This is a genomic window from Streptomyces sp. NPDC091371, from assembly GCF_040684275.1.
GTDB lineage: Bacteria > Actinomycetota > Actinomycetes > Streptomycetales > Streptomycetaceae > Streptomyces.
Map to the genome: position 1 here is coordinate 1 of NZ_JBFBFP010000081.1, position 19,102 is coordinate 19,102.

The 19,102-nt window shown below is 70.3% G+C and carries 1 protein-coding gene; it reads left to right on the forward strand.

Features of this window, described 5'->3' with window-relative positions; all coding sequences use genetic code 11:
* Positions 1-114: 114 nt before the first annotated feature.
* Positions 115-19,102 (forward strand): hypothetical protein (locus AB0O21_RS39210; RefSeq protein WP_365180397.1); only part of this gene is annotated, 18,988 nt, incomplete at its 3' end.

The following is a 19,102-nucleotide window of genomic DNA, read 5'->3' on the forward strand; positions in this document are numbered from 1 at the left end:
GCGCCCACACTGCGCGGGCGGCTGGAGTCGCAGGGTCCGTACGCGTGGCCGGAGCGTGATCCGGCGAGGTCTGCGTTCCCGCTTGCGGTGATGCGGCTCACCGGGCATCCGCTGGTGCGTGCGGCCTTTCCCGAGGGGGACGCGTTCGTCCGCAAGCTGGGTCGGGAGCCGGGGTTCGCCGCCGCCCTGGAGCGGCACATCGGCGCCCTCAAGTACCCGCACGAGCTGAGGAGGCTGCTGAGCGAGGACTCCGCCGACCTGCGCGAGGCGATCGGCTCGGACGAGAGCTTCCCGGTCGCCCAGGTCCTGCGTACCGCCACCCGCCACCACACCCTGCGCGACAGCCTCATCGACGACGAGAGCAGCCGACGGACGGCCCAGCAGTTCTTCGACAGGAGTCCCGAGGAAGCGGCGATCCTCATCGACAGTCCGGGCGTCGCCTTCTTCTTCGCGTTCAGCGAGATCGTGGAATCGGCCATCCTGCTCATCGATGTCCCCGGCGTATGGGACCACGTGAGGAGCGACGCCCGGCTGCTCTCCACGGTCCACAAGGACCTGGACGCGCCGGCGGCCATCGATCAGGAGGAGGCCCTGCCGGCCCTGCTCGCGGACGACGGCGCCCTGCTCCGGCTGATGCGCGAGTTCCGGAACGTCAGCGTCGCCATGAAGGAGAACCCGGAGCTCCTGGCGGGTGCCCGGGGCTTGGGCCGGACGTTCCACGCGATGGCAGATTCCGCTGCCCTGGCGCGCCCGGACGCGACCGCGGTGGGTGCCGACGTCTGGGACCGCTTCCTGTCGGACCGGCCGCTCCTGGAGGCTCTCGCCCAAGAGGAGAACGCCGACGTGCTGCGGGCGTTCGGCGCGGCGCCCGATCTGTTGGTCTCGGCCATGCGGCGGCCGGCCTTCCGAGAGGCCTTCACCAGCGATCCCGCGCGGTTCGCCCGCCACGGAGAAGACCCCGGCGCGCTGCGCGCGGAGATCGAGGGCACGGGCGAGGTCGGCTTCACGGAAGAGGGCTGGAAGCTTCTTCCGGAGGACCACACCATCCTGAACCTCGCGCTCGGCACCGTCGAAGAAGGCCGGGCCGTGCTCGACGGGATGTGGCCGCCAGAGGCCGATGCCCCGCTGCGGCGCACCAAGTACCTCGCCCGTCTCGAAGCGGCCCATCTCGCCCTCGACGAGGTTCCCGGCTTGCGCGGGGCCATGGAGGGCAGCCTGTCGGTCCGGTACCTCCTGATGGAGAGCGCCGGGTTCACGTCCACGCTGCGGCAGCGTCCCGGCCTGCTGCCCCAGCTGCTGGACTCCATCGACACCCGACGGACCCTGGGCGCCGACCCGCGCTTCACGGCGGCCCTCGGGAGCAACAGCAAGCTGTACAACGCCTACATGAACGACTGGTTCCTGCGCGACATGGTCGCCAGGGACGCTCCGGTCAGAAGATCCATGGCCATGAACCGCCACATGTGGCGGCTGCCGGACTTCGGCCCGATGGCGGACCTCTTCGCACTGTTGCCCGGCACCCTCGACATCATGGCGGCCAGCGAGCCGCTGGCCGAGGCCACGTTCGACATTCCCGGGGCCATCTCCGTCCTGGACCGCAGACCCCAGATCTTCGGAAAGTTCAGAACCGTCCTCGGGGGGCACACCCGGCAGGAGGTCGAGCGCCTGGACACCGTGGTCAGAGCCGTTCTGACCAAGGGGCTGGCGTCACTCACGGCGGCGGCCGACCACCCGGTGGTCGTGGACACGCTCGCGGGTGCCCCGATGGTGGCGCGGGCGCTGGGCGATCAGCCGGATGTCCTGCCGGACGACGAGTCCTTCCTGGAACTCCTCGGCAACGAGGTGCTCGTGGCCGCTCTGGAGGCGAACGAGGCGGTCGCCCGGCAGATCCTGGGCCGGACCGACCTCGCGCTCCTCGCGCTCCGCGAACCTCGGTTCGTCACGGCCGTCGCCGGGGTACCGGGGCTGGGCGCACTGCTCGACGAGGCCCCGGACACCGCTGCTCTCCTCTCCGCCCGTCCGGAGCTGATCGAGGTCCTCCTCGCCCACCCGGTGGCGGTGCCCACCCTGCGCGGCCGCGCCCGGCTGGTGACGGCCCTGCTCACGAACGCGGGCCTGGCCGGCGAGCTGTCCGGGAACCCGAAGCTGTGGGACCTGCTGCGCGCTCAGCGCATGCTGGTCGAGGACGCCGCCGGGGGATCGGATACCTGGCGGGTGCTGGTGACCCAGCCGGGGCTGGTCGATGCGGTTCTCGGCCGGCCGTCCTTCCTGCGACGGCTCGGGCGCCGTCCGGAGCTCCAGCGGGCACTGCTGTCTTCGCGGGACCGGCTCACCGCGGAGCAGGCCGGAAAGCTCTTCGACAACCAGGTCCTGGTGGCGCTCCTCGAAGGACGCCCCGAGGTGGCCCGGCTCGTCTTCGGGGATCCGGCCCTCCTGGCCTACGCCGTGGACGCGCCCGGGTTCACCCGGACGGTCAGGCAACTCGCCGTCTCCCAGAGGTCGTTCGCCGATCTGATCGCGGGAGGTTCCGATGCGCTGAGGCAGGCGGCCGCTGCCCTTGCCGACGCGGAGGCGGCCCGCGATGAGCCCGGGGCCGCACGCACCGCCCCGCCTGTCGTGGAACCGGCTGCGCCGGCGACCCCGCAGGAGCCCGACGTGACGGTCCCGCCGAGGACGCGGAGCGCCGAAGACACGACGGCCGATGCCGATCCTGATCTCGAGCCCGATGGGGACGCCGTCGACTGGCAGGACCCGGAGATCGCGGACTGGGTCGCGAACACCCCGGAAGCCTCCCGGGCACTGGCCGCGCACCCGGAGTTGGAAGGCCTGCTCTTCTACTCGCCGGGTCTGTTCGGAGCGGTCGAGCGGCACCCGGAGATGCTGTCGGGGTATTCCTTCTCGACGTTCGCCGCTTCGCACGCGCTGACGTGGGATTTCGAGAAGGACTTCCAGGCCTACCACGATTCGCTGGATGTGATGCCTCCGGGCACGGAGGGGTACCAGGCGGTCAAGGACGCGACGCACGGCGTATGGCAGGGCCTGGAGTCCTCGCGGTCGGCGGCCGAGGAGGCGCGGCTGTCGGACATTCGGGAGCGGCTGGAGCGGTTCTCCGTCCTGGACCGTTCGACGTGGGACCACAGCGGCCGGGTGGTGTACGGGAACAGGCAGGGCGAGGCTTGGTTCTCGGAGTTCGCCACTGAAGTGGACCGGGTGGCGTGGGGGACTAGCTTCCAGGAGGGTCGCGTAGCGCTGAACATGGCGTTGCACGCGCACGTCGACGGTGGTTCGGGCGGCATCTCCTTCGCGTACGTGCTGAATCCCGAGGACGGCCAGGTCGACGCGCTGGTCTATGCGCGCAGTACGCGGCGGCCGCGGCACGGGAACGACTACCGGTGGGACGGGCACGGTGGCAAGGCGATCGCCGGGCCGCTCCCGACCACCGTGATCGACCAGTCGGCGGAGTTCACGGGCTCGGTCCGGTTGGTCGAGGAACTGCGGGAGCCGGGTGGTGCGGCGGCCGTGGTGGAGGGCCTGCGGGGCGGGCCGGCGGCTGCCACCACCGGGCCGGTCGGCACGGTCGGCGGGGACGGCGGCGTCGACGTGGCCGACTCCGAGGCCGCGCGGCCGGTGACGGTCGGTGGCGGGCCGGCTGACGTGGCGGGCGCTGCCGGCTTCGACGCGGCCGGGTTCGATGTGGAGTGGGCGAGGTTCGGTCATTCCGAGCGGAATCGCGAGGATCGGGATGGGGCGGTCGATCGTGCGCGGGTGTTGTTCTCGCAGGTGCGTCATCTGCCGCCTGCGTTGGACACGACGTCTCCGTACGCGAGGCTGACGCCCGAGGAGAAGGTCGTACGTCAGCTGGCGCACTTCATCCTCACCGACGGACTCGGCCGTGACGACGTGGCGGCCAAGGCGGTCCTGCGGGGCCTCCTGGCGGGCCTGCCCGAGGCGGCTCCGGACCCGCTCCGACGGACCGGCGGCGCGAAGAAGAAGAACGCCGGTGCGAAGAGGAAGAAGACTCAGGCCGCCCAGCAGGCCACCGCGACGGCCTCGACCTCCTCGACGAACCAGGCCACACCGTCCACCGGCTCGCCCAGCGTGGCGTCGCCCACCCGGATCACCCCGGACGAGGCCCGGCGGCTCGGCGAAGGCGCCGTCAAGCGCTGGACGGAGGAACACCCGCCGCGGGTCCCCCTGACGGAGGCCGCGCGTACGAAGTCCATCGCCGAAGTCGCCCGCACCCTCGTGACCCACTCCTCGGTGATTCCCGCGGATTTGGCCGTCGAGGTGGCCGACCTCCTGGTACCCCTGCGGAACGTCGGCGTGAAGGACGTACCCGCCTCCGTGCTGAGCGAGCTGGTGCGGTACCCCAACGTGCTGGTGGCGGCCTCCAACCAAGGCCTGGCCGCCTATATGGTGGTCACCCACTCCGCCCTGGCGGAGCGGTTGTCGACGCGCCCGAAGCTCCTTGGGCTGCTCACCGACTCCGATAGCAGGGAACCGACGGACGCCCTGCTGAACCAGGAGGCGTCCAGGGACCTGTTGATCTCCAGCCCGGAACTCCTCGACGCCGTGGAATCGGACGACGATTTCAGGAGCGCCCTGTTCCGGCACTTCTACCTGGTCGGCGCCTTCCCGGGCCGGCTCGACATCATCCGGGAACTGCTCAGGGACGGTCGCAGCGCCGCCCGCAAGGTCACCTTCTCGAATCCGGTCTTCAACGACTTCCTGATGACCCAGGACGAGAGTGGACGGCGTGCCACCCTTGCGAAGCTCGACGACAACGTCGATCTGGCGATGGCGCTCATCGACTACGACCACACCCTTCCCGATGTCGCCGCGTACCGCGAACTCTTCGCGAATCAGGGGCTGTTGTCAGCCCTGCGGAGCAGTCCGCGACAGACGCGGACCGTACTGGCCGTCCCCGGGATGCTGGCGGTGGCCGCCGCCGATCCGAGCGTGATCGAGGTGCTGGACGGCAGCCCCGAACTCTCCGGCGTACTGGTCGAGAGCCCCGCGCTCGCGGTCAGGATCGCCGGGTCGAGGGACCTCCTGGACGTCGCCTACGGGAACGAGCACCTGGCCGGTGTGCTCTCGGCACGCCCCGGCGCCTTCGACCACCTGCTCCAGGACACCCAGGCCCTGCGGGACGCGCTGCGGTCGCAGGAAGCACACGTGTGGCCGATGCGCGACGAGGCCAGATCGGCCCACCGGCTCGCCATGATGCGGATCAGCGGGCACCCGCTGGCCCTCGCCACGTTCCCCAACGGCAGCGAACTCGTGGCGAAACTGGCGGAGAACCAGGAGTTCACCGAGGTTCTCGACAAGCACATCAGCGTGCTCTGGCACCCGCACGAACTCAGGTGGCTGCTCAGCGAGGAAGCCGAGGCGCTGCGCGGGGCGATCACAGCGGACAAGGACTTCCCGGTCCGGGAGGTCCTGCGTGCCGCCATCCGGCACCGCAAGCTGAGGGACGGCCTCATCGAGGACGTCGGTTTCCGGCGGGCGGCCGCGCAGTTCGCCGCGAAGGGCTGGGAGGAGGCCGCGGTCCTCGTCGACAGCCCCGGCGTGGCCTTCTTCATGGCCCACGCCGATCTGGTGGACTCGATCCTCCCGGTCGCCGGCGTTGCGGGAGTGTGGGAACACGCGATGAGCGACGCCCGTGTACTCGGCACGGTCCACAAGGACCCGAAGGCGTCGGTCCTCCTCACCGTCAAGGGGGCCCTGCCGGCCCTGATGACGGACGGTGCCGCCCTGCTCGGCGCGGTCCGGGAATTCCGGCACCTCGGCAAGGCCCTCGTGGACGCTCCGGAACTGGTGAAGAACACCAAGCGGCTCGGCGCCGTGTTCCGCGCGATGGCGGACTCCGCTTCCCTGGCACACCCGGACGTGCCCACGGTCAGGAGCGACGTCTGGAGCCGGTTCCTGTCGGACAGGCAACTCTTGGCGGCCCTGTCCGCGCAAGGGAATTCCGCGCTGCACCGGGCGTTCGGAGCCGCACCCGATCTGTTGGTCTCGGCCATGCGGCGGCCCGCGTTCCGCGACGCCTTCATCAGTGATCCGGAACGCTTCGTACGCCACGGTGAGGACGCGGACGCGCTGCGCGCGGAGATCGAGGGCGTGGGCGAGCCCGGGTTCACGGAGGAGGGCTGGAGGCTCCTTCCGGAGGACCGCGAGATCATGAACCTCGTGCTCGTCCCCTCGGAGGTGGGGCGGGCCGCACTCGACGGCATGTGGCCCGGAGACGACGCGGCCGCTCCGCGGCGCGCCGAGTACCGGGACCGGCTCGCGGCGGCCCATCTCGCACTCGAAGAGGTCCCCGGTCTGCGCGACGCCGCGTCCGAAAGCGAGTCGGTCCGTCACCTCCTGATGTCACAGCCCGCGTTCGCGGCCATGCTGCGGCAGCGTCCGGCCCTCGTACCGCTGGTCCTGGCCGACAGTGTCGTGCGCCGGAACCTGGAGGCGGAGCCGCGGCTCATGGAGGCCCTGGCCGCCAACCCCAAGCTGTACAACGCCTTCCTGAACGATGCGTTCCTGCGCGACGTGATCGAGGACAGCGATCTGCACAGATGGGGCATGGCCACGAACCGGCACATGTGGCGCCTGCCGTACGCCGGCGACGTATGGGACCTCTTCGCCCTCGTGCCCGATTCCGCCGCCCTGCTGGTCGCCAGCGAGCCGCTGGCCGCAGCCGCGTTCCGCGATCAAAGGGTCACCTCCGTCCTGTACCGGTCCGTCGAACTCGTCAACCGGCTCACGGCGATCCGGGGAGACGGCGGCCCGGAGCGGATCGAGCAGCTGAACGCGGTGGTCAGGGCGCTCCTCACCAAGGAGGTGCATTCGCTGACAGTGGCGGCCGACGGTCCGGCCGTGGTCGACACGCTCGTGGCCCACCCGGTGGTGGCCCGCGCGCTGGGCGATCACCCGATGGTCCTACCGGTCAGCGACTACTTCCGGCAGCTGGTCGGCAATGCGGAGCTCCTGGCCGCCCTGGAGGCGAACGAGACGGCCGCCCGGCTGATCCTGAGCCGGAAGAATCTGGCGCTCATGGCGATCGGCAACCCGCGGTTCGCCACTGCCGTCGCCGAGGTGCCGGGGCTGGGCGCCCTGCTCGACCACAACCCGGACGTCGCCACCCTGATCGCCGATCACCCCGTTCTGATCGAGGCCTTCCTGGACCACCCGGCGGCGGTCCCCACCCTGCGCGGCCGCGCCGACCTGGTGTCCGCCCTGCGCGGCACCCCGGACCTGCTGGCCGAGTTGTCCGCGCAGCCGAAGCTGTGGGACCTGCTGCGCGTCCAGCGCGTCCTGGTGCAGGACGCCGCCGGCCGTGAGCAGGTGTGGCGCGCGCTGGTGGCCCAGCCCGGGGTGGTGGAGGCCGTTCTGGGCCGGTCGTCGCTCCTGAGGCGGTTCGCGCGCCGGTCCGAGCTCCAGCGGGCGCTGCTTTCCTCGCCGGTTCCCCTCACCGCGGCGCAGGCCGTGAAGCTGTTCGAGCGGGAGGGCCTCACGGCGGTTCTCGAAGGACAGCGCGAGGTGGCGGAGATCATCCTCGGGGACCCCTCGCTCCTGGACTACGCCCTGGACACCCCGGAATTCGGCCACGAACTCAGGGAACTCACCGCTTCCCGGGGGACGCTCGCCGGCCTGGTCTCGGGTGGTCCCGCGGGAATCCGCGAGGCGGTCTCCCGCCGTATCACCGAGAAGGCCGCCGCCAGGGCGGCCGCTGACGAGCGTGCCACCCGGACGGTCCCGCCGACGCGGACCGGGTCGACCGGCACCGAGGAGACCGTGGCCGCGGTCCTCCCGCCCACGCCGAGCGCCATGGAGACGCTGGCCCGGGTCCAGGCCGGGGCCGATGCGGGTACGACACTCCCTGCCTGGCAGGACCCCGAGATCGCGGCATGGATCGACAGGACGCCCGGAGTCTCCGAGACGCTGGCCGAACACCCGGAGCTGGGGGGCCTGCTCTTCTACTCGCCGGGTCTCTTCGACGCGGTCGATCGGCGTCCCGAGACGCTGCCGGACTACGCGTTCACGACGTTCGCCCGTTCGGCACGGCTGTCGTGGGATTTCGAGTCGGATTTCCAGTCGTACCGGGATTCGCTGGATGTGATGCCTCCGGGTGAGGAGGGGTACCAGGCGGTCAAGGACGCCACGCGGGGTGTGTGGCAGGGCATGAGGTCCGTTCAGCTGGCGGCCGAGGAGGCGCGGCTGTCGGAGATCCGGGAGAGGTTGGAGCGGTTCAAGGCGATCGACCGGTCGACGTGGGAGCACAGTGGCCGTGTGGTGTACGGGAACAAGGAAGGCGCGTCCTGGTTCTCGGATTTCACCACCGAGGTGGAGCGGGTGGCGTGGGGAACCAGCTTCCAGGAGGGGCGTGTCGCGCTCAACTCCGCGTTGCACGCGCACGCCGACGGTGGTTCGAAGGGCATCTCCTTCGCGTACGTGGTGAATACCGAGGACGGCCAGGTCGATGCGCTGGTGTACGGGCGCAGTTCGCGGCGGCCGCGGCACGGGAACGACTACCGGTGGGACGGGCACGGCAAGGCGATCGCCGGGCCGCTGTCGACCACCATGGTGGAGGAACTGCCGGAGTTCACGGATTCCGTCGAGCTGGCCGCGAAGCTGCGCGAGCCGGGCGGTGCGGCGGCGGTGGCCGAGGGCCTGCGGCGAGGGCCGGCGGCGGTCGGCGACACACCGGTCGGTGGGGTCGGTGCGGCCGAGCCGGGGGCGCCGCGCCCGGTGACGGTTGCCGGCGTACCGGATGACGTGGCCGGTCCGGCGGGTTTCGACGCGGCCGGGTTCGATGTGGAGTGGGCGAGGTTCGGTCATTCCGAGCGGAATCGTGAGGATCGGGATTGGGCGGTCGATCGTGCGCGGGTGTTGTTCTCGGAGGTGCGTCATCTGCCGCCTGCGTTGGATACGACGTCTCCGTACGCGAGGCTGACGCCCGAGGAGAAGGTCGTACGTCAGCTGGCGCACTTCATCCTCACCGACGGACTCGGCCGTGACGACGTGGCGGCCAAGGCGGTCCTGCGGGGCCTCCTGGCGGGCCTGCCCGAGGCGGCTCCGGACCCGCTCCGACGAACTGGCGGCGCGAAGAAGAACACCGGCGCGAAGAAGAAGGCTCAGCCCGCCGGGCAGCCCACCGGCTCGGCCGCGGCCTCCACTTCGGCCTCCACCTCGACCTCGACTACGGCCTCGACCTCCTCCACCGTCCGGGCCGCGATGTCCGAGAGTTCGTCCAGCCGCCCGGCCCCCCGGACCACCCCGGCCGAGGCGCGGCGCCTCGCCGAACGGGCCGCCAAGCGCTGGGCCGAGGAATACGCCTCGCCGAACGCCACCTTCGACGCCATGTCCCCGAACGTGATCGCCGGTATCACACGGTTCCTCACGACTCACGCCGATTCCATTCCGGCCGGTCTGGGCATCGAGGTGGCCGACTTCCTGGTCGCCCTACGGAGCGCCAGCGAGTACGAACCGTCGTTGTCGGCGCTGCGGGAAGTGATGCAGCAGCCCGAGGTGCTCGTGGCGGCATCCAAGTTCGGTCCGGCCGCATTCCTGATGATCGCTCACCGTGCCGCAGCGGGGCAGCTGTCGGCACGCCCGAAGCTTCTCGGGTTCCTCACCAACCCGGTCAGTCGGGACCACGTTCACAACCTGATCGTCCGGCGGGACTCGACGAGGGCCTTGTTCTCAAGTCCGGAACTCCTCGACGCCCTGGAGTCGGACGAGGCCTTGAGGAGCCGTCTGACCATCCGGTCGGAGATCGTTCAATTCCTCGCGGACAGGCCGGACATCACGCTGGAGCTGTTCCAGAGCGACAACACGGCCGCGCGCATGGTCACGCAGGTGAGCCCGGGATTCCGTGAGTTCCTGAAGACGCAGGGAGCGGTCGAGCGGCGTGCCGTGGTTTCGAAGCTCGATGACAACATCGACCTGACCATGGCCCTGATGGACCACGCCCCTGTCCTCACTGATGCCTCCGCGCACCGGAAGCTCTTCGCGAGCGAGGGCCTGCTGTCGGCGTTGAGCAGTCACCCGAGGCAGGCCAAAACCGTACTGGCGATCCCCGGCATGCTGGATGTGGCCGCCGCCGACCCGGAAGTGGTCGGTGTGCTCGACGGCAATCCGGATCTTTCCGACGTACTGATCGAGAGCCCTGATCTCGCGCTCAGGATCGCCGGTTCCAGGCAGCTGCTGGACGCCGCCTACGGGAACCCGAACCTGGCGGCCGTGCTCTCGGCGCGCCCCGCCGCGTTCGCCGATGTCCTCGATGTCCCGGACGCGCTGCGGGACAGGCTGGCGTCGCAGGAGGCGTACACGCCGCCGCCAGGTGATCCGGTCAGGGCGAGGGCCAAGGTGGCCATGGTGCGGATCGGTGCGCACCCGCTGGCCCTCGCGGCATTCCCCGACGAGCAGGAGTTCGCGCGGAAACTGGCGGGGGAGCCGGGCTTCACCAAGGCCTTTGCGGATCACATCGATGTCCTGGAGCACCCGCACGAACTCAGGAGGCTGCTGAGCGACGACTCCAAGCCGCTCCGGGACGCCATGGCCACGGATCCGGACTTCCCGGTCCGCCAAGTGCTGCGGATGGCCCTTCGGTACGGCACCCTGCGCAACCTCGTATCGCAGGACATGAACCGGCGCCGGAGCATCGGACAGTTCTTCGGTCGTCATCCGGAATCGGTCGAGTTCCTCCTCGGCAGCCCGGGCGGTGCCTACTTCCTCACGGCCCCCGACCTCGAGCCGAAGCTGTTCAAACTCGCCGGTGTAGCGGGTGCTTGGGAGGCCGTGGCGAAGGACGTCCACGTGCTCGCCGCGATGCACAAGGACTCCGCTCTGGCGTACGCCGTCTGGAACGACCGGGAGCTCCTTCCGGGGTTGACGGCCGGCGACGGCGAGCTGTTCCGGCTGGTGCGGGAGTTCCCGGCGGTATCTCACGCGATACAGCGCAAGCCGGCCATCCTGACCGCGACCCGGGGCCTGGGCGGGATGCTGCCCCTGATGGCGGAATCGTCCGCCCTGTCGAATCCGGACAAGTCGCTGGTGGGCGACGACATCTGGGTACGGTTCCTGTCGGACGAGGGCCTTCTGAAGGCCCTGGCCGGGGAAGGGAACTCTGTACTGCACCGGGCGTTCGGGGCGGCGCCCGATCTGCTGGTCTCGGCGATGCGGCGGCCGGCCTTCCGCACGGCCTTCATCGACGCACCCGCACGCTTCACGGCCCACGGGGAGGACATCGAGGCGCTGCGCGCGGAGATCGAGAGCACGGGACCCCTCGGGTACACGGAAGAGGGCTGGTGGATCGATCCGGAATCCCACCGCTACCCGCAGGCGCTCCTCGGCTCCCTCGACGAGGGCAGGGCCGTGGTCCAGGAGCGGTGGCAGGGAGAGGGCAACGCCGAGCGGCGCGCACGGGATCTCGCCGCACTGGAGGAGGCCCACACGGCCTTCGCGGAGGTCCCGGGCCTTCGGAAGGCCGTGGCCGACAGCATGGGGCTCCAGCACCTCCTGATGGAGAGTTCCGTCCTCGCGTCCGCACTGCGGCGGCGCCCCGGTCTGCTGGCGTTGCTCGTCGAGTCCCGCGGCGCGCGGAAGGCGTTGGGGATCAGCGAGCGTCTCACGGCCGCCATCGCGAGCAACGGAAAGCTGTACGACGCCTTCCTGAACGACGCGTTCCTGCGCGGTCTGATCGAGAAGGACACCGCCTTCCGAGAGATGATGGTCAAGAACCGTCACATGTGGCGTGTGACGACGTCCGCCCCGCTGGCGAATCTGATCACGCTCGTCCCCGAGGTCAATCCCGTTCTCACCGAGAGCGAGCGGTTCGCCGAGGCCGTATTCGACATTCCCGGCGTGCTCTCCGTACTGGAACAGGCGCCGTCGTTCATCGATCAACTGCGCAGGATCCTGGGGGACCGCGGCGCGGAGCGGGTTGAGCACCTCAACCTGGTGGTGGGAGCCGTGTTCACCACGGGGGTGGACTCGCTGACCGTGGCGGCCGGCCATCCGCGGACGACGGACCTGCTGGCGAGCTCTCCGGTCGTCGCCCGGGCGCTCGGTGAGCAGTCGGGGGTCCTTCCGACCCGTGAGTCCTTCCGGGACCTGCTCGGCAATCCGGAGCTCGTGGCCGCGCTGGAGGCGAACGAGGCGGCCGCCCGGCAGATCCTGGGCCGGACCGAGCTGGCGGTCCTCGCGATCCGCGAACCGCGGTTCGTCACGGCGGTCGCCGAGGTGCCGGGGCTGGCGGCGCTGCTCGACCACAACCCGGACGTCGCCGCGCTGCTCTCCAAGCACCCCGCGCTGATCGACACCCTCCGGACCCACCCGTTGGCGGTACCCACCCTGCGCGGCCGAGCCCGGCTCGTGTCCGCGCTGCTGACGGACCCGGCCCTGGTCGCCGAACTGTCCGGGCAGCCGGAGCTGTGGGATCTGCTGCGTGCCCAGCGCGTGCTGGTGCAGGACGCCGCCGCCGGCTCGGATGTGTGGCGGGCCTTGGTGTCCCAGCCCGGGCTGGTCGAGGCCGTCCTCGACCGTCCGCCCTTCTTCCGGCGGCTCGCGCGGCGGCCCGCGCTCCAGCAGGTGTTGCTGTCCTTGCAGACGCGTCTCACCAAGGAGCAGGCGGGCAAGCTGCTCGGTGGCGGGAGCCTCGTGGCGGCGCTCGACAGCCGGCCCGAGGTGGCGGAGATCATCTTCGGTGACCCCTCGCTTCTGGCGTACGCCCTGGACACCGATGGGTTCGCCCACGGACTCGACACCGTCACCGGTTCCAGGAAGGCGGTGGCCGCCCTGGTCGCGGGTGGTCCCGCCGCGATCCGCCAGGCGGTGGCCGACGGTATCGCCGCGAGGCCGACCGACCCGGTGACCACGGAGACGAGCGGCGCTCGGCCTACTGCGGCGCCGGAGGAGACGACGGGTGACCGGGAGGCCGCCGCTACGCAGACCCCGCCCACGCGGAGCGGCGACGAGATACCGGCCGATGCCGATGCCGATTCGGAAGTTCCTGCCTGGCAGGATCCGGAGATCGTCGCGTGGATCGCCGACACCCCCGGCGTCCCGGCGACGCTGGCCGACCACCCGGAGCTCACGAACCTGCTCTTCTACTCGCCGGGTCTCTTCGACGCGGTCGAGCGGCGTCCCGAGACGCTGCCGGTCTATGCGTTCGCCACGTTCGCCCGTTCGGCCCGGCTGTCGTGGGACTTCGAGTCGGATTTCCAGGCGTACCACGATTCGCTGGACGTGATGCCTCCGGGTGAGGAGGGGTACCAGGCGGTCAAGGAAGCCACCCGCGGTGTGTGGCGGGGCCTGGCGGACGCGCAGCGGGTGGCCGAGGACGTGCGCCTGTCGGTCATTCGCGCGCGGTTGGAGCGGTTCAAGGCGATCGACCGCTCGACGTGGGAGCACAGTGGCCGTGTGGTGTACGGGAACAAGGAGGGCGAGGCCTGGTTCTCGGAGTTCGCCACCGAGGTGGAGCGGGTGTCGCACGGCACGGGCCTGCAGGAGGGTCGTGTCGCGCTGAACACGGCGTTGCACGCGCACGCCGACGGTGGTTCGAAGGGAATTTCCTTCGCGTACGTGCTGAATCCCGAGGACGGCCAGGTCGACGCGCTGGTGTACGGGCGCAGTTCGCGGCGGCCGCGGCACGGGAACGACTACCGGTGGGACGGGCACGGTGGCAAGGCGATCGCCGGGCCGTTGGCGACCACCGTGGTCGAGGACGTACCGCAGTTCACGGACTCCGTCGAGTTGACCGCGAAGCTGCGGGAACCGGGCGGGGCGGCGGCCGTGACGGAGGGCTTGCGGCGCGGGCCGTCCGCCACCACCGGACCGGTCGACACGGGCGGTGTGACCGAGTCCGAGGCCGTGCGGCCGGTGACGGCCGGTGGGCCGGTCGATGCGGCCGGCCCGGCGGGTTTCGACGCGGATGGGTTCGACACGGAGTGGGCGAGGTTCGGTCATTCCGAGCGGAATCGTGAGGATCGGGATTGGGCGGTCGATCGTGCGCGGGTGTTGTTCTCGGAGGTGCGTCATCTGCCGCCGGCGTTGGATACGACGTCTCCGTACGCGAGGCTGACGCCCGAGGAGAAGGTCGTACGTCAGCTGGCGCACTTCATCCTCACCGACAGCCTCGGCCGCGACGACGTGGCGGCCAAGGCGGTCCTGCGGGACCTCCTGACGGGCCTGCCCGAGGTGGCTCCGGACCCGCTCCGACGGACCGGCGGCGCGAAGAAGAAGAACACCGGCGCGAAGAAGAAGAAGGCCCAGGCCGCCCAGCAGCCCACCCCCTCGGCCCTGGCTTCCTCCTCCGCGACTTCCTCCAGGGCCGAGGCCACGATGTCCTCGAGCTCCTCCAGCGGTCCGGCCCCCACGCTCACGCGCGACGAAACGCGGCGGCTCGCCGAACGGGCCGCCAAGCGGTGGGTCGAGGAACGCGGGCTGCGGAACACCCCGCTCGAGGCCGCGGCCCTGAGCGCGACCGTTCCCGTAGCGCGCTTCCTCATGAACAACGTCCCCACGATTCCGGCGGACTTGGGAATCGAGGTCGCCGACTTCCTGACCGCACTGCGGAGCACCGGCCCGTACGACCCGTCCCCGGAGGCGCTGCGTGAACTGGTGCGGCACCCCAACGTGCTGGTCGCGGTCTCCAACTCCGGCTCGGCCGCACAATTGGCGACCGCCTACCCTGCCCTGACTGCGCAACTGTCGACGCGCCCGAAGCTCCTCCGGATCCTCACCGACCCGGACAACACCTTCCTCACCAACCAGATGCTCCGGGACAGGAACTCGACGAACCTGCTGGCCGCCAACCCCCAGCTGCTCGACGCCATGGAAGCCGACGATCACTTCCGAGGTCACCTGGCGAACCACCTCCTCCTCGTCAACGCCTTCCACGGCAGGGCGGACATCATTCAGGAGCTGCTCGCGGGCCGGCACGGAACCGCCCGGTTCATCGCGGTGGACAATCCGGTGTTCGCCGAATTCCTGGAGGGCCAGGAGAAGGAACAGCGGCTGGCCGTCATCGCGCGGCTCGACGACAACCTCGACCTCAGCGTCGCGGTGATGGACCACCCCGATGTTCTCGCCGACGTCTCCGTGTACCGGACGATCTTCGAGAGCGAGGGCCTGCTGTCGGCCCTGCGCCGGCACCAGTCGCAGGCCAGGACCGTGCTGGCGATCCCGGGGATGCTGGCAGTGGCCGCCGCCGACCCGGACGTGGTCCGCGTCTTGGACGGCAATCAGGACCTTTCCGACGTGTTGATCGAGAGTCCCGACCTCGCGATCAAGCTCGCCGGGTCCAGGGAACTGCTGGACACCGCCTACCAGAACGGATTCCTGGCGGAGGTGCTCTCTGCGACCCCCGCCGCCTTCGACCATCTGCTCAATGACCCGGGCGCCCTGCGCGAGGCGCTGGCCTCGCAAGGCGCGTACGTATGGCCGGCGAGCGACCCGGAGAAACTGGCGTCCCAGTATCCCCTGGTGCGGATCAGCGCACACCCCACGGTCCGTGCCGTCTTCCCCAAGGAGAAGGAACGAGAGCTCGTCGCCAAGCTGGTGGGGAAGCCGAAGTTCGCCGAATCCCTCGCGGCGCACGTCGATTCCCTCGTGTACCCGCACGAACTGAGGAGACTGCTCGGCGACGGGTTCGGGCCACTGCGCGACGCGATGGCCGACAACGAGGAGTTCCCGGTCGGAGAGGTGCTGCGTGCGTTCCTGCGGCACCGCACACTGCGCGAGGTGGCACTGCCGGACCCTCAGACGCTGCGGGCCGTGGGACAACTGGCCAACCTCCACCCGGATGCGGCCGACCTCCTCGTGGAGAGCCCGGGCCTGGGCTATTTCTTCCTGGTTTCCGACCTCCCGGAGCGGATGTTCAGGGTCGCCGATGTGCCGGACTTCTGGGAGTTCGCCAAGAAGGACGCCCTTCTGTTCGCCGCCATACACAAGGATGTCAACACGGCGTCCGCGATGGAGGGCAACCACGAGTTCCTGGCGGCCCTCATGGCGGACGACGGTGCCCTGCTCCGGATGGTCCGGGAATTCCGGTACCTCAGTGACGCGCTGGGGTACCGGCCGGACCTCTTGCCCGCGGCCCGGGGTCTGAGCGGGATGTTCCAGACGATGGCGGATTCCGCTGCCACGACGCTTCCGGACGAGACGGCGGTGGGCCCCGAAGACTGGATCCGGTTCCTGTCGGACGAGGACCTCCTGGAGGTCTTGCCCACCCAACGCCATTCCGCACTGCACCGGGCATTCGGCGCGGCGCCCGATCTGTTCGTCTCGGCCCTGCGGCGGCCCGTCTTTCCCCATGCCTTCCTGGCAGACCCCGAGCGCTTCGCGGCCCACGGGGAGGACACCGACGCACTGCGCGCGGAGATCGAGGGCACGGGTCCCCTCGGATACACGGAGGAGGGATGGTGGATAGACCCGGCCAACCAGCGCATCCTGAAGCTCGCGGGCGGATCCCTGGAGGACGGCCGGGTCGCGCTGCGGGACCTGGAGGCGGCGGACGGCGAGGAGGAGCGGCAGCGCGCCCAGTACCTCGCCAACCTGGAGGAGACCCATCTGGCCTATGAGGAGGTCCCGGGCCTGCGCGAGGCCGCGGCGGGCAGCCTCTCGATCCGCTACCTCCTCATGACGAACTCCGCGTTCGCGGCCATGCTGCGGAGACGTCCCGGACTGATGCCGGTGCTCCTGGCATCCCTCGACGCGCGCAAGGCCCTGGGGGACGACGAGCGGTTCGCGAAGGCCCTCGCGACCAACGCCGGTCTGTACAACGCCTTCGAGACCAACGCCTTCGTGCGCGAATCGCTGGCCGGTGACGAAGCGAACAAGCGATCCGTCACCGTGAACCGTCACATGTGGCGTTCGTACGACTCCACCACCGGTATGACCAACCTCTTCGCCCTTCTGCCCGGTTCCCGCGACGTGATGGAGTCCAGCGAGTCGCTCACCGAGGCCGCGTTCGAGGTTCCCGGTGTCATGACCGTCCTGCAGAGGTCAGCGGAGCTCTTCTGGCAGTTCACCGACGTTCTGGGAAATGCCGCCCCGGAGCCGGTTGCGCACCTGAACGTGGTGGTCAAGGCCGTTCTGACCAAGGGGTTGGACTCGCTGACGGCGGTGGCCGACGACTCGGGCGTCGTGGACGTGCTGGCGAGTTCTCCGGTCGTGGCCCGGGCGCTGGGCGATCAGCAGGGTGTCCTGCCGAACGGCAGGTTCCTCGTGGAACTGCTGGACAACGCCGAGCTCATGGCCGATCTGGAGGCGAACGAGGAGGCTGCCCGGCAGATCCTGAGCCGGACCGACCTGATCGTCCTGGCGATGAGCCACCCGAGGCTCGTCGCCGCCGTCGCCGAAGTGCCCGGGCTGGCGGCCCTGCTGGACGAGAACCCGAACGCGGGCCTGCTCCTGTCCACCCATCCCGCGCTGATCGAGACCTTCCTCGACCACCCGGAGGTGGCGCCCACCCTGCGCGGCCGTGCCCAACTGGTGATGGCGCTGCTCACGAATCCGGGCCTGACCGCCGCGCTGTCCGTGCAGCCGAAGCTGTGGGAACTGCTGCGCGCTCAGCGCGTGCTGGTCGAGGACGCCGCCGAGGGATCGGATGCCTGGCGGGTGCTGGTGGCCCAGCCGGGGCTGGTCGATGCGGTTCTCGAACAGCCGCTGGTCCTGCGGCGGCTCGCGCGCCGGCCCGAACTCCAGCGGATCCTGCTGTCCTCGCAGACGGTCTTCCCCAAGGCGCGGATCGGAAGACTGTTCACCTCCGATGAGCTCACGGCAGTACTCGAAGGACAGCCCGAGGTGGCGGAGCTCGTCTTCGGTGACCCGTCCTTCCTCGTCTTCGCCCTGGGCACCCCGGAGTTCGCGCGCGAGCTCAAGGAACTCGCCGCGAATCGAAGGGCGTTCGCCGACCTCCTCGCGCGTGGTCCCGCCGCGATCCGCGAGGCGGTATCCGCCGGCATCGCCGAGAAGGAGGCAGGCCGGGAGGCGGCGCGGGCGCGCGCGACCCGGACGGTCCAGACGCCGGGGACACCGGTGCGGCCGACGGGCACCGAGGAGGCCGTCGGTACGGATTCCCCGCCCGTGCGGGGTGGTGACGACACTCCGTCCGAGGCGGTCCCCGACACCGCTGCGGAAACCGTTGACTGGCGGGATCAGGAGATCGCCGCGTGGGTCGCGAACACCCGCGGGGTAACAGCGACACTTACCGCGCACCCGGAACTGGAGGGGCTGCTCTTCTACTCGCCGGGTCTGTTCGGTGAGGTCGAACGGCACCCCGAGGGGCTGCCGGGGTACTCCTTCACGAACTTCGCCGCGTCGCATCCGCTGTCGTGGGATTTCGAGTCGGATTTCCAGTCGTACCGGGATTCGCTGGATGTGATGCCTCCGGGTGAGGAGGGGTACCAGGCGGTCAAGGACGCCACGCGGGGTGTGTGGCAGGGCATGAGGTCCGTTCAGCTGGCGGCCGAGGATGCGCGGCTGTCGGAGATCCGGGAGCGGTTGGAGCGGTTCAAGGCGATCGACCGGTCGACGTGGGAGCACAGTGGCCGTGTGGTGTACGGGAACAAGGAGGGCGAGGCCTGGTTCTCGGAGTTCGCCACCGAGGTGGAGCGGGTGGCGTGGGGAACCAGCTTCCAGGAGGGTCGTGTCGCGCTGAACACCGCGTTGCACGCGCACGCCGACGGTGGTTCGAAGGGAATTTCCTTCGCGTACGTGCTGAATCCCGAGGACGGCCAGGTCGACGCGCTGGTGTACGGGCGCAGTTCGCGGCGGCGCCATGGGAACGACTACCGGTGGGACGGGCACGGCGCGGCGTTCCCCGGTCCGCTGCCGACGACCGTCGTGGACCAGTTGCCGGAGTTCACGGATTCCGTCGAGCTGGTCGAAAAGCTGAGGTCGGGTGGTGCGGCGGCCGTGGTGGAGGGCCTGCGGCGCGGGCCGGTGGCTGCCACCACCGGGCCGGTCGGCACGGTCGGCGGGGACGGCGTGGCCGAGCGGGAGGTTCCGCGGCCGGTGACGGCCGGTGGGCCGGTCGATGCGGCCGGCCCGGCGGGTTTCGACGCGGATGGGTTCGACACGGAGTGGGCGAGGTTCGGTCATT